General features: G+C 59.0%; 7 protein-coding genes and 2 pseudogenes. All 9 read left to right on the top strand.

The features are described 5' to 3' along the window. Positions 1-151 precede the first annotated feature (151 nt). Positions 152-1522, top strand: a pseudogene (locus ABJD00_RS05855) (CmpA/NrtA family ABC transporter substrate-binding protein). Positions 1523-1768: 246 nt separating this feature from the next. Further along, positions 1769-2848, top strand: a complete 1080-nt coding sequence (locus ABJD00_RS05850; RefSeq protein WP_413835281.1) for an ABC transporter permease — start codon at positions 1769-1771, stop codon at positions 2846-2848. Between the two features lie 5 nt (positions 2849-2853). Beyond that, on the top strand, positions 2854-4560 hold the full coding sequence (locus ABJD00_RS05845; protein ID WP_413835283.1) for an ABC transporter ATP-binding protein: 1707 nt from the start codon (positions 2854-2856) through the stop codon (positions 4558-4560). A gap of 4 nt (positions 4561-4564) precedes the next feature. Then, positions 4565-4990 carry a globin family protein gene (locus ABJD00_RS05840; RefSeq protein ID WP_413835286.1) on the top strand — a complete coding sequence of 142 codons (426 nt, stop codon included), beginning with the start codon at positions 4565-4567 and terminating at the stop codon, positions 4988-4990. Further along, a pseudogene (gene nirB / locus ABJD00_RS05835) lies at positions 4987-7426 on the top strand (nitrite reductase large subunit NirB). Before ABJD00_RS05840 ends, nirB begins: the two are co-directional and overlap by 4 nt. After that, complete coding sequence (nirD, locus tag ABJD00_RS05830; RefSeq protein ID WP_413835289.1) at positions 7423-7758, top strand: nitrite reductase small subunit NirD; 336 nt, start codon at positions 7423-7425, stop codon at positions 7756-7758. The pseudogene nirB and the gene nirD overlap by 4 nt, the downstream one beginning before the upstream one ends. After that, the gene (locus ABJD00_RS05825) at positions 7755-10355 is read left to right on the top strand and encodes a molybdopterin-dependent oxidoreductase (RefSeq protein WP_413835292.1); all 2601 of its coding nucleotides are present in this window, start codon (positions 7755-7757) and stop codon (positions 10353-10355) included. Before nirD ends, ABJD00_RS05825 begins: the two co-directional genes overlap by 4 nt. A 17-nt stretch (positions 10356-10372) precedes the next feature. Then, a complete protein-coding gene (gene cysG / locus ABJD00_RS05820) occupies positions 10373-11770 on the top strand; it encodes a siroheme synthase CysG (RefSeq protein ID WP_413835295.1) in 1398 nt (465 codons plus the stop codon). Between the two features lie 280 nt (positions 11771-12050). After that, the gene (locus ABJD00_RS05815; protein WP_413835298.1) at positions 12051-13664 is read left to right on the top strand and encodes an alpha-amylase family glycosyl hydrolase; all 1614 of its coding nucleotides are present in this window, start codon (positions 12051-12053) and stop codon (positions 13662-13664) included. Positions 13665-13779: the final 115 nt, after the last annotated feature.

Genomic DNA, 13779 nt, shown 5'->3' with positions numbered 1-13779 from the left:
CATTGAATTCAACGAAGCAAGGATGCTTCCCACCGCCTCCACAGTAGGAGGCTCTTAAATCAAGAGCAAAGCCGCTAGATCCGGGTCACGCGTTCCTCCTCCCTCGCGTCCGGTTCGGGCGGTTTTTTTCGTTTTCAACAAGGAAAAAACCATGACACGACTACTGACTGCTGTTGGAACTGTTGCTGCCCTGATGGGGTCGGTGGCGCATGCCGAACTGCTGGATCTGGAAAAGGATGAGCTGACGTTTGGATTTATCAAACTGACGGACATGGCCCCGCTCGCCATCGCTTATGAGAACGGATACTTCGAAGATGAGGGGCTGTTTGTTACCCTTGAGGCGCAAGCCAACTGGAAGGTTCTGCTGGACGGTGTAATTGACGGCCAATTGGACGGCGCGCACATGCTGGCGGGACAACCGCTGGCGGCAACCATCGGATATGGCACCGAAGCGCACATCATCACGCCCTTCTCCATGGACTTGAACGGCAACGGCATCACCGTTTCCAACGAAATTTGGGAAGAGATGAAACCCCATGTGCCGCTGATGGATGATGGCCGTCCACAGCACCCGATCAGTGCCGAAGCGCTGGCGCCTGTTGTTGAAGACTACAAAGACCAGGGCCTGCCGTTCAACATGGGCATGGTGTACCCGGTCTCTACACACAACTACGAAATTCGCTACTGGCTGGCCGCCGGTGGACTAGAGCCCGGCTTTTACAGCCCCGAAGATGTGTCTGGTCAGATCGGCGCAGACGTGTTGCTGAGCGTGACACCACCCCCACAAATGCCAGCTACAATGTAAGCGGGCACAATATATGGTTATGCTGTGGGTGAGCCTTGGAACCAGCAGGCCGTATTCAAAGGCATCGGCGTGCCCGTTATCACCGACTATGACATGTGGAAGAATAACCCGGAGAAGGTGTTTGGCATCAACGCAGATTTCGCCGAAGAGAACCCAAACACCACGCTGGCCATTACCAAAGCACTGATCCGGGCTGCCATCTGGCTCGACGAAAACGACAACGCCAACCGTGAGGAAGCTGTCGAAATTCTATCCCGCTCAGAATATGTCGGTGCGGATTACGAAGTTATCGCAAACTCGATGACAGGTTTTTTTGAGTTCGAAAAAGGCGATCGTCGCCCTGCCCCGGACTTCAACGTGTTTTTCCGCTACAACGCGACCTACCCGTTCTATTCGGACGCCATCTGGTACCTGACGCAGATGCGTCGATGGGGCCAGATCGCCGAAGCGAAATCCGATCAGTGGTATTTCGACACGGCGGCCGAAGTATACAAACCCGCCATCTACCTAGAAGCCGCGCGCATGCTGGTAGACGAAGGTCTGGCCAACGAGGCGGACTTCCCCTGGGACAGCGATGGGTTCAAAGCGGCCACTCCAGCCGAGGATATCATCGACGGCATCGGCTATGACGGAAAAGCGCCCAACGCCTATCTGGAAAGCCTGCCGATCGGCTTGAAAGGTGACCAGAAGGTCGTCGGCAATCAGGTCGAAGGTTAATCCAAGGCAAAGGGAGGTGAGCACCATGCTCACCCTTCGCTGCAACGCAGCAAAACCGTTCCAAAACAAAGCGGCTTGCCCAAAAACTGGGCACGCCACACCGCCGCAAGATAGCCCGTCACACCAGATGTACTGCGCGTGCACAACCTGTGCACAGAACGTGCACCGCCGCAGCGCAGCATCACCAATTTTCCCGGCTTTCCCCCGCCGGACCGCGCCATACATCAGAGCCAGGAGAGACCTGACATGACCGCCATAGATCCATCCGACCTTCAGGACGACGCCCGCGAGGCCAGCCGCCAGCGGCTCTTCACCCGCATCAATACGGCGGACAAATGGTTTCAGGTTCTGGGCCTCGCATGGCTGACGCCCGTCCTGCGCGCTGTAGCTGGTGACAATCCCCGCGCCCAAGGCAAGGAGATCTGGCGCTTGCTGGGTGTACCACTGCTTGCCATCGCGATGTTTTTGGCCGCATGGGCGGCGCTTGCCCCCACGGTTCAGACTTCACTGGGTGCAATCCCCGGCCCTGTGCAGGTCTGGGAGCAGGTCGGCAACCTTAACGACGATGCCATCCGAGAACGCGAGAAAGAGGCGGCATTTTATGTCCGTCAGGATGAACGCAACGCCAAGCTGATTGCCGAGGGCCGTGAAGACCGGGTCAAGGAGCGTGTCTATACCGGCAAGCCAACCTATTACGACCAGATCTGGACATCCATCAAGACCGTGTTCTTTGGCTTTCTTCTGGCCTCGGTGATCGCGATCCCACTGGGCATTGCCGCGGGCCTGAGCCCGATTGTGAGCGCGGCCATCAACCCGCTGATCCAGATTTTCAAACCCGTCTCGCCGCTAGCATGGCTGCCAATTGTGACCATGGTGGTGTCCGCCACGTATGCTAGCGACGGCTGGTTCGCCAAATCCTTCCTCAACTCGGCCATTACCGTAACCCTATGCTCACTCTGGCCCACTCTGGTCAACACTACCTTGGGTGTGTCTAGCATCGACAAAGACCTCGTCAGTGTCTCCAAAGTTCTGAAAATGAACACTTGGACGAAGGTGACCAAACTGGTGCTGTCGTCGGCCCTGCCGCTAATCTTTACAGGTCTACGTCTTTCCTTGGGTGTCGGCTGGATGGTTCTGATTGCGGCTGAGATGCTGGCGCAGAACCCGGGCCTAGGCAAATTCGTCTGGGACGAGTTCCAGAACGGGTCTTCTCAGAGCCTCGCAAAGATCATGGTGGCCGTCTTTACCATCGGCATCATCGGCTTCCTTCTGGACCGTCTGATGTACGCCATCCAGTCCATGTTCACCTTCACGAACAACCGGTGATCGACATGATTGTTTTCGACAACGTTTCCAAATCCTACGGCTCGGGCACCCACCGCACGGACGTGCTGAAGAACATCAGCCTTGAAGTTCAAGAGGGCGAGTTTCTGGTCCTGCTGGGCTTTTCCGGATCGGGCAAAACGACACTGATCAACCTGATGGCCGGCCTTGATATGCCGACCACTGGTACGGTCACCTTCAAAGGTGCCCCCGTCACTGGCCCCGGCCCTGAGCGCGGTGTGATCTTCCAAAGCTATTCGCTGATGCCGTGGTTGACGGTGAACGGCAATGTGCGCCTGGCCGTGGACACTGTGCACGCAGAACTGAGCAAGGAAGAACGCGCCGCAAAGGTTGATCACTACGTCAAAATGGTTGGTCTGTCCCACGCGGCAACGCGCCGGCCGGCGGAACTCTCGGGTGGCATGCGCCAGCGTGTGAATGTTGCCCGTGCTTTGGCCATGAGCCCGGAGATGTTGCTGCTGGACGAGCCGCTCTCGGCACTGGACGCGCTGACCCGCGCCAATCTGGCGGACGAGATCGAGCATATCTGGGAAGCGGACAAGAAGACCTGTGTGCTCATCACCAATGATGTGGATGAGGCGATCATTCTGGCTGACCGCATCATTGCGCTGAACCCAGACGGGACGCTGGGTCAGGAGTTCAAGGTGACCATCCCGCGAACCCGCGACCGGATGGAGATGAACCACAACGAAGAGTTCAAACGCCTGCGCGCAGATGTGACTAAGTACCTGATGGATGTCGGCATCGAGGCCAAGATCGAAGGCAGCAAGACATTGCCTGACGTGACCCCGATCCACGGTGTGCCCACGGCAGTGGCTGATGCGCAGAAGGGCATGATCGAAAACCGGTTTCTGGATTTCAGCCAACTTCACAAGGTGTATCCAACACCCAAGGGACCGCTGACAGTGGTCGAGGACTTCGACCTCAAGATCAACAAGGGCGAGTTCATTTCCCTGATTGGCCATTCGGGCTGCGGCAAGTCCACGGTGTTGACCATGGCCGCCGGTCTGAACGAGATTTCCAAGGGCGCGATCAAGCTGGATGGCCGCCACGTCGAAGGTGCGGACCCCGAACGCGCCGTTGTATTCCAGTCACCCAACCTGTTCCCGTGGCTGTCAGCCCGCGAGAACGTGGCCATCGGGGTGGACAAGGTTTACCCGTCTGCCTCACGCGCCGAGCGGCAGGATGTCGTCGACTACTATCTTGAGCGCGTTGGATTGGCTGACGCGATGGACAAGCAGGCTGACAGCCTGTCCAACGGGATGAAACAGAGGGTGGGCATCGCCCGTGCCTTTGCATTGTCCCCCAAGCTCCTCCTTCTGGATGAACCGTTCGGCATGCTCGACAGCCTCACCCGCTGGGAGTTGCAAGAGGTGCTGATGGAGGTGTGGAGCCGCACCAAAGTTACCGCCATTTGTGTGACCCATGATGTGGATGAGGCAATCCTGCTGGCGGACCGCGTGGTGATGATGACCAACGGGCCGCAGGCAACCATCGGCAAGATTGTCGACGTTGACCTGCCGCGCCCGCGCACACGCAAGGCGCTGCTCGAGCATCCGGATTACTACAACTATCGCCAGGATGTGCTCGATTTCCTCGAGGAGTACGAGCACGGGGCGAAACCCAAATCGCCCAACTCGGGCGGGGCACCCAAGACCCCTGCCCCTCAAAAACCCAAGATTGCTGCGGAGTAAGCTCATGACCCCTGATCAGATTGACAGAGTCCAGGAAAGCTTTGCCCAGGTGCTGCCGATCAAGGATGCGGCGGCAGAGATGTTTTATGCCCGCCTGTTCGAGATCGCGCCTCAAGTTCGCCCGATTTTCAAGGGCGATATGAGCGAACAGGGGGCCAAGTTGATGGCGACCCTTGGTGCGGTTGTAAACGGATTGAAGTCGCTTGAAGCCATTGTGCCGGTCGCCGAAAAACTGGCCGTCGGTCATGTCGCCTATGGTGTGAAAGCCGAACACTATCCTTTTGTCGGCGAAGCGTTGATCGACACGTTGAAAAAGGGTCTGGGCGAGGCGCTCACGCCGGACGTCCAAGCATCTTGGGAAACCGCTTATGCCACCCTTTCCGGCGTCATGATTGCCGCCGCTTACCCCGAAGTGGAGGCTGCAGAATGACACAGAATATCATCATAATCGGTGCCGGAATGGCCACAGGCCGCGCGTTGGAGCATCTGTTTGACGCAGGCGCAGACGTGAACGTGAACGTGACCCTGTTCAACGCAGAGCCGCGCGGCAACTACAACCGCATCATGCTCTCGCCCGTTCTGGCCGGCGACAAAACATACGAAGAGATCGTAACCCATGACGCCGGCTGGTACGCCGCCAACGGTGTCACCTGTCGCTTTGGCGAACGGGTGGCTGGGATTGACCGGGCGGCCAAGACCGTCACTGCTGAGAACGGCGATGTGCTGCCTTACGACAAGTTGATCTTTGGCACCGGGTCCAACCCCTTCATGATCCCCCTGCCCGGTCACGATCTGGAAGGCGTCATTGCCTACCGCGATCTGGAAAATACCGAGCGGATGATGAGCCTGGGCGCAGGCAACAAAGTCGTCGTGATCGGTGGCGGCCTGCTGGGCCTGGAAGCCGCTGCGGGCATGGCCGCGCGCGGTGTGGACGTCACGGTGGTGCACATCATGGGCCACCTGATGGAACGCCAATTGGACGAAGCTGCTGGATATCTGCTGCGCAAAGCGCTGGTGGACAAGGGCATCACCGTCATGTGTCAGGCGAATTCCAGCGAGATCCTTGGCGCGGACGGCAAGGTGCGCGCCCTGCTGCTGGATGACGGCACCGAACTGCCCTGTGATCTGCTTGTGATGGCCGTCGGCATTCGCCCAAACGTCGCTCTGGCCAAGGAGGCCGGGCTGGCCGTTGGGCGTGGCATTCATGTTGATGATCAGATGATCACCTCAGACGAAAACATTCTGGCCGTTGGCGAATGCGTCGAACATGATGGTGCGCTCTTTGGCCTTGTCGCTCCACTATATGATCAGGCGAAAGTGGCCGCTCAAACGCTGATGGGTCAGGAGGCCGCGTTCGTTCATAAAGAGCTGAGTACGAAGCTGAAAGTGACGGGTTGTGATCTGTTCAGTGCCGGGGATTTTGCCGATGGCGAAGGGCGCGAAGACATCGTGTTCCGCGACCCCGGGCGCGGCGTCTACCGGCGCCTCGTCATCGAGAACGACGTGGTGATCGGCGCGGTGATGTATGGCGACACAGCTGACAGCAATTGGTTCTTTGGCCTCATCCGCGACAAGACCGACATCATCGAGATGCGCGACACGCTGATCTTTGGCCCGGCCTATCAGGGAGGTGCCCCCCTGGACCCGTTGGCGGCCGTTGCAGCCTTACCGCGTGACGCGGAAATCTGTGGCTGTAACGGCATTTGCAAAGGGACGATTGAAGACGCGATTGCCGAAGGCGCGACCGATCTGGGCGCAGTACGCTCTGTGACAAAAGCGTCCGGGTCCTGCGGGACCTGCACGGGGCTTGTGGAACAGGTGCTGGCCGTCACCTTGGGTGATGCCTTCGTCATGCCCACGGCACAACCGATCTGTGGCTGTTGCGATCTGTCTCACGAGGACGTGCGACGGATGATCAAGTCACAGGAGCTCAAGTCAATGGCTGCGGTCTGGCAGGAGTGCGCGTGGAAGACAGTGGATGGGTGCCATGTGTGTCGCCCGGCGCTGAACTACTACCTGATTGCGGATTGGCCGCTGGAATATCTGGATGATCCGCAAAGTCGTTTCATCAACGAACGCAAACACGCAAATATCCAGAAAGACGGCACTTTTTCTGTCGTTCCACGCATGTGGGGTGGTATCACGACACCGAATGAGTTGCGCGCGATCGCCGATGCAGCGGACAAGTTCAACGTGCCCACCGTCAAAGTGACCGGCGGACAGCGGATCGATCTGCTCGGCGTGAAGGGCGAGGATCTCCCCGCCATATGGTCCGATCTGAACGACGCTGGCATGGTGTCAGGGCATGCCTATTCCAAAGGCCTTCGCACGGTCAAAACATGTGTAGGCACGGATCACTGCCGATTTGGCACGCAGGATTCAACCGGGCTTGGCATCAAGTTGGAAAAAGCACTGTGGGGCGCCTGGACGCCGCACAAGCTGAAGCTGGGGGTGTCTGGCTGTCCGCGCAATTGTGCTGAAGCCACCTGTAAGGACATCGGTGTCGTTTGCGTCGACAGTGGCTATCAGATCGGAATCGGCGGTGCGGCGGGCATGGATGTGCGCGAAGTGGAGCGTCTGATTGACGTGCCAAACGAAGAGGAAACCATCGCCGTGATCAAGGCGATGTCACAGCTGTATCGTGAGATACGCCAAGTATCTCGACCGCATCTACAAGTGGATGAACAAGGTCGGGCTGGAATGGATACGTGAGCGTATTGCCGACCCTGATGAACGCGCAGCACTGGTGGCACGGTTCGACCTGTCTCAGACCGTCTACCAAAAAGATCCTTGGGCCGAACATGCTATAAAAAAGGCGGCGACGTATCAACCGTTGGCCAACCTCACTCTGGAGGCAGCGGAATGAGCGACTGGATTGATATTGCAGCCCTTTCTGACATTCCATTGCGGGGTGCGCGTGTTGTCAAAACGCGCGCGGGATGTGTTGCGGTGTTTCGCACCGCCTCTGATCAGGTCTTTGCGCTAGACAACACTTGCCCACACAAGGCCGGGCCATTGGCCGAGGGTATTGTGCACGGGGCTGCGGTGACATGCCCGCTCCACAATTGGGTCATTTCACTGGAGACGGGTCGTGTTCAGGGCGCGGATGAGGGCGAGGTTGCGACCTATCCGGCCCGTGTCGAGGCCGGACGCATCCTACTGGATGCCACCCGTCTGCGTGGTGAGCGTGCCGCATGAGCACTTGCACAACCTGTCCATACTGTGGCGTAGGGTGCGGGGTAATCGCCTCGCCAGATGGGACGATAAAAGGTGATCCGGACCATCCAGCGAACTATGGGCGGCTGTGTTCCAAAGGGTCCGCGCTGGGAGAGACGATCGACCTTGAAGGCCGGCTGCTAACCCCGCGCATCGGTGGTGAAGAGGCGGACTGGGACAGTGCGACCAAGCTTGTCGCGCGCCGGTTTTCAGACACCATTCATAATCATGGACCCGACAGCGTGGCCTTTTACGTCTCGGGCCAGTTACTGACCGAAGATTACTATGTTGCCAACAAGCTGATGAAAGGGTTCATCGGATCTGCAAATATCGACACGAATTCAAGGCTTTGCATGGCGTCCTCTGTTGCGGGCCACAAGCGCGCCTTTGGCAGTGATACGGTGCCCGGCACCTACGAAGACTTGGAAGAGGCCGACCTGATCGTGTTGGTCGGATCGAACCTCGCATGGTGTCATCCCGTTCTCCACCAGCGCATCGCGGCAGCCAAAGCCGCCCGTCCCGGCATGCGTGTGGTCAACGTTGACCCGCGCCGCACAGCCACGTCGCAACTGGCCGATTTGCATCTGCAGATCGCCCCGGATGGCGACATTGCGCTGTTCAATGGGTTACTTGCGCACATTGCGGCGGAAGGGCATGTGAACAACGCCTACGTGAATGCCCATGTGAATGGCTTCGCGGCAGCTGTCGTAGCAGCGGAGTGCACCAATCCGCGTGGCAGCGGGCTGAGTGCAGAGGCCCTTGCGCAGTTTTACAGTTTGTGGGCGGGCACCGAAAAAGTCGTCACCATCTACTCACAGGGCGTAAATCAATCCGCCTGCGGGTCTGACAAGGTCAATACGATCCTGAACTGCCATCTGGCGACGGGCCGCATCGGGCGTCCTGGAATGGGACCGTTTTCGGTCACTGGACAGCCAAACGCGATGGGTGGCCGCGAGGTGGGTGGGCTCGCCAATATGCTGGCAAACCACCTGGACATCGAAAACGCCGAGCATCGTGACGCGGTGCAGACGTTTTGGCAAAGCCCGACCATGTGCACAGCTCCGGGTCTGAAGGCAGTGGACCTGTACGAGGCCTGTGCGGACGGAAAAATCAAGGCCTTGTGGGTCATGTCAACGAACCCGGCCGCAAGCATGCCGGATGCAGCCGGCGTGGCCGAGGCTTTTGCAAATGTTCCCTTTACCGTGGTGTCGGACATCATGGAACGCACCGACACCTGCGATCTAGCAGACGTGCTGCTGCCTGCCGCGGGATGGGGTGAAAAAGACGGGACTGTCACCAACTCGGAACGCCGCATTTCGCGCCAGCGCGCGTTTCTGCCTGTGCCGGGTGCGGCCCGTCCAGATTGGCAAATCATCTGCGATGTGGCCCGCGAGATGGGGTACGGCACTGCCTTTGACTTTGACAGTCCAGCCTCCGTGTTTCGGGAATATGCGGCGCTGTCTGCATCACTGACGCGCTTTGGGCGTGACTTTGATATCAGTGGGTTGACTGAAATTTCTGATCAGGACTACGCGGCTTTTGCCCCCACACAGTGGCCCATTCCAAAGCAGAAAAGCGCCGGTGGACGCTTCTTTGAGGGCGGTGGGTTTTTCCATCCAGATGGACGCGCGCGCATGTTGCCAGTTTCGGCACCTTTGGCTCAGGTCGCCAACGGGTATCAGTTGAACACCGGGCGTATTCGCGACCAGTGGCACACCATGACCCGCACCGGGAAATCTGCGCGCCTTGGGGCGCATATGGCCGAACCCTACGTCGAATTGTACCCTGATGATGCAGCCGAACTGGGCGTCGGCATCGCAGAGTTGCTCGAGATTGAAGCCGGTGGCCAGCGCAGTCTGCTGCGTGCCCTGCCGACGGATCGTGTGGCCAAAGGTGCGTTGTTTGCACCGATGCACTGGACGCGTCAGCGCAACGCGTCCGGGCCCGTCAACGCCGTCGTCCACACCCGCGTCGATCCGATTTCGGGACAACCCGCTCTCAAGTCTGGGCGGGTGTCGGCGCGCAAGTTTGATGCGGCGTGGTATGGGTTTGTCGCCTCTGCCCATCCCATCCGGCAGTACGGCGCATATTGTGCCATTGCACGTACCACCACGGGCTGGCAGGCGGAAGTGGCAGACGCCGGGCCGCTCAATGATGCGCGCGCAGCATTCACTGTCCTCACATCAGCGCGAGGCGGCGAAATCAGCGAAATGCGCGATGATACGGCGGGACTTGTGCGCATTGCATACCGCGTTGAGGGCACATTGAGCGCTGTTATGTTCTGTGCCCGTGCCCCAGTGGCCGTATCGCGTGTCCATGCCATTGCATTGATCGGAACTGGCGCACTGATTTCGGACGCGCTGTCGGGTCGCGCACGGGGCGATGCTCCGGACCCCGGCGCGACAGTTTGTGCTTGCATGGGCGTTGGGTTGAATGACCTGCGCCGCGCTGTTGCGGCTGGGGCCAGCAGTATCGAGGCGTTGGGTGCAGTTACAGGTGCGGGCACGAATTGCGGAGCGTGCAGACCTGAACTCGCCGGGCTTTTGCCCCCGGCCACAGACGCCATCGCCGCTGAGTAGAACAGGAGCTTAAGCCTATGAAAACCTTTCCGATGTTCCTGACGATGACGGGTCGCCGCGTAGTGATTGTGGGTGGTGGCGAACAGGCGGCGCAAAAGTGTCGCTTGATGTTAAAGACAGAGGCTCAGATCGAGGTGTTGGCCGACGGGTTGGATGTCGAATTGCACAGCTTGGCGAAGTCCGGACGCATCGTGTGGACGCGTGCACCAATCACACCAGCGCAGTTTGAAGGCGCAGCTCTGGTTTTTGTCGCCACGGGCTGTCCGGGGCAAGATGCGTGTTTGCACATGCTGGCCAAGGCCGGTGGTGCTGTGGTGAATGTGGTGGACCAGCCCGATTTGTGCGATGCCATCACACCGTCGATCATTGATCGCGATCCGGTTGTCGTCGCCATCGGCACTGAAGGCACCGCCCCTGTTCTTGCCCGCCAGATCAAGACCCGTTTGGAGGAGACGCTGGAACCCCGCCTGGGCGATCTGGCCGCCCTTGCCGGTCGCTTGCGCGGATTTGCAGCCGACCGCCTCGGCCCACGCCAGCGTCGCGATCTGTGGGCGTGGGTCTTTAACGGCCCGGTACGTGATCAGCATGCCCAAGACGGTGACGCGCCCGTCGCTGCCGCGATCAAAGCCGTCATTACCTCTGGCAAAGTGCCCGAAAAGGGCCCTGCCCCCGTAGCCCTTGTGGGGGCAGGTCCCGGCAGCAGTGACCTGATCACCTTGCGCGGCGTGCAGCGTCTGCAAGAAGCGGATGTCATTTTCTATGATCGGTTGGTTGATCCCGGCGTTCTGGAGCTGGCCCGCAGGGATGCTGAACGGGTCTATGTTGGGAAAGAGCCGGGGTGCCACACATGGCCGCAAGATCGGATCAATAACCTTGTCGTGTCCGCCGCCTTGCGCGGACAACGTGTTGTCCGATTGAAATGTGGTGATCCGGGTGTGTTTGCGCGAGGTGCCGAAGAAGCTGAGGCGCTTGCCGAGGCCGGGCTTGCTTACGAAATCGTGCCCGGCGTGACGGCAGCCAGCGGGGCTGCCGCCGCCGTGGGCGGTTTCCTGACCGAACGGGGCAAGACCGACACACTGGTGCTGACCACAGGACGAAAGGCAGATGCGAATGAACGTCCCGACTGGATTCAACACCTAAGCGCGCGCAGCAATGTCGCAGTCTACATGGGCGTACAAAGTGCGGCGCAGATCACAGAAGTCCTGCGCGAGGCTGGTTTGGTCGATGTCGTGCAGGTGACTGCGGTCAGCAACGCCCAGCGCGCAAACCAAAAGGTGCTGGAATGTGCCGCCCCCGACTTGGTGGAACAGATTGCGCAGGCAGGCCTTGCCAGTCCGGCGATCCTGTTTCTACGCCGCACGGATGACGCACATGTGGCCGCGCGCTCGGCCCCTGTGGCACTGCGGGCTGTGTAGCGACAGACATTCTGGGACTCAGGCCCAATCTGGCTGGCAGAGAGTCGCCAATCGCTTGAAGGCGATCCGCGCTAAAACCCCTCCGGACATTGTCGTTCAAGCAACGTTCCACATTCGATCGTGTTAGCGCCTTCGCAGTATGCAAATGTATGCCCAAAAACCTGTGACAGAACTGCATCGCTTGGCTGTCTGGTGGTTGTCTTGAATCACTTTGTTGCATATTGATAGCGCTAACAAAGGGCCCTGCTGCGGGGCCTTTCACTGTTTCAGGAGACTCAGGATGCGCGAATGGTGGCGAGACGCGGTGATCTATCAGATCTACCCTCGGTCCTTTCAGGATGACAATGGTGACGGGATCGGCGATCTGCCCGGGATCACGCGCCGCTTGGATCACGTCGCCTCGCTGGGCGTGGATGCGATCTGGCTGTCTCCGTTCTTTACCTCGCCCGATAAGGACATGGGCTATGACGTGTCCGACTACACCGGGGTCAACCCTCTGTTCGGCACGGTCGAGGACTTTGACGCATTAACTGCGCGCGCTCATGAGCTTGGCCTGAAGGTCATCATCGATCAGGTGCTGTCACACAGTTCCGACCAGCACCCGTGGTTCGAAGAAAGCCGCCAGAACCAAACCAACCCCAAGGCGGACTGGTACGTGTGGGCCGACCCCAAGAAGGATGGTAGCGCGCCTAACAATTGGCCATCGGTCTTTGGCGGCTCGGCCTGGATGTTCGACCCGCGTCGTCGCCAGTATTATATGCACAACTTCCTCGTCTCGCAGCCGGATTTAAACTTTCACAATCCAGAGGTGGTCGAGGCGCTCTTGGAAGCGATGGATTTCTGGTTGCAGCGCGGGGTGGACGGGTTCCGTCTGGATACGGTGAACTTTTATGTGCACGACAAGCAGCTGCGCAACAATCCGGCATCGCGCTACAAGGAGTTTCCGGGCAACCCGTATGGTGCGCAACGGCATATCCATTCCAAGACACAGCCTGAAAACCTTGAGGTGCTCAAGAAATTGCGCACGCTTTTGGACAAATACGACGACCGGATGATGATCGGCGAAGTGGGCGAAGATGGCCTGCGCCAGATCGAGATCATGGGCGAATACACATCCGGCAATGACAAGCTGCACATGGCCTATTCTTTCGCCATGCTCAGCCACGACCATTCGCCAAAGCATTTCCGCAACTGCATCGAAGGATTTATGCGGGACGCCCCTGATGGCTGGCCCTGCTGGTCGTTCTCCAACCACGATGTACAGCGCCATGTGACCCGCTGGGCCAAGACGCCCGAAATGGAAGACGCCGTCGCGCGCCAGTCGATCAACATGCTGGTCAGCTTTCCCGGCACGCTTGGTATTTATCAGGGCGAAGAGCTGGGTCAGACAGAGACCGACATCGAGTTTCACGAGCTTCAGGACCTCGGCAACATCGACTTCTGGCCCGACAACAAGGGCCGCGATGGCTGCCGCACGCCAATGGTTTGGGACGAAAGCCAACCCAATGCCGGATTTTCGACGGGTGAGCCTTGGCTTCCGGTCAAACCACCGCAAGCGGCCCATGCAACTGCTGGCCAAGAGGCCAAGAATGACTCGGTTCTGGGCACCTATCGCGCCGCCTTGGCGTTCCGCAAATCCCGGCCCGAATTGAGCTTTGGCGAAACAACGTTTCCGAAGGTGCGCAACCCCTTGCTGGCGGTGTCCCGCACCTGTGAAGGTGTCAGCCTCACTGGCATATTCAACCTGTCTGACCAGCCTCAGTCTGTACGTGTGAGCGCCGATGCAGTTCTGGTTGGAGCACCCGCTGGTACCATGGAAAAAAGTCGCCTGAAACTACCGCCCTATGGATACGCATATCTTGAGACAGGGTCAGATCAAAGCGCGGTCGGCTAGGCACCCCGCCCCCGCCAAAGAAGCGCTGTGTCATCTTAAGCGCTTTCGGCTAGGGTAGCATGAAACACTGAAGCAGCTCGACCAATTTTAGGTCGGGCGCAAAGGATCGGAAAGA

This window comes from Tateyamaria sp. (assembly GCF_039945315.1).
Taxonomy (GTDB): domain Bacteria; phylum Pseudomonadota; class Alphaproteobacteria; order Rhodobacterales; family Rhodobacteraceae; genus Tateyamaria.
This window is presented reverse-complemented; position numbering and strand designations above follow the sequence as displayed.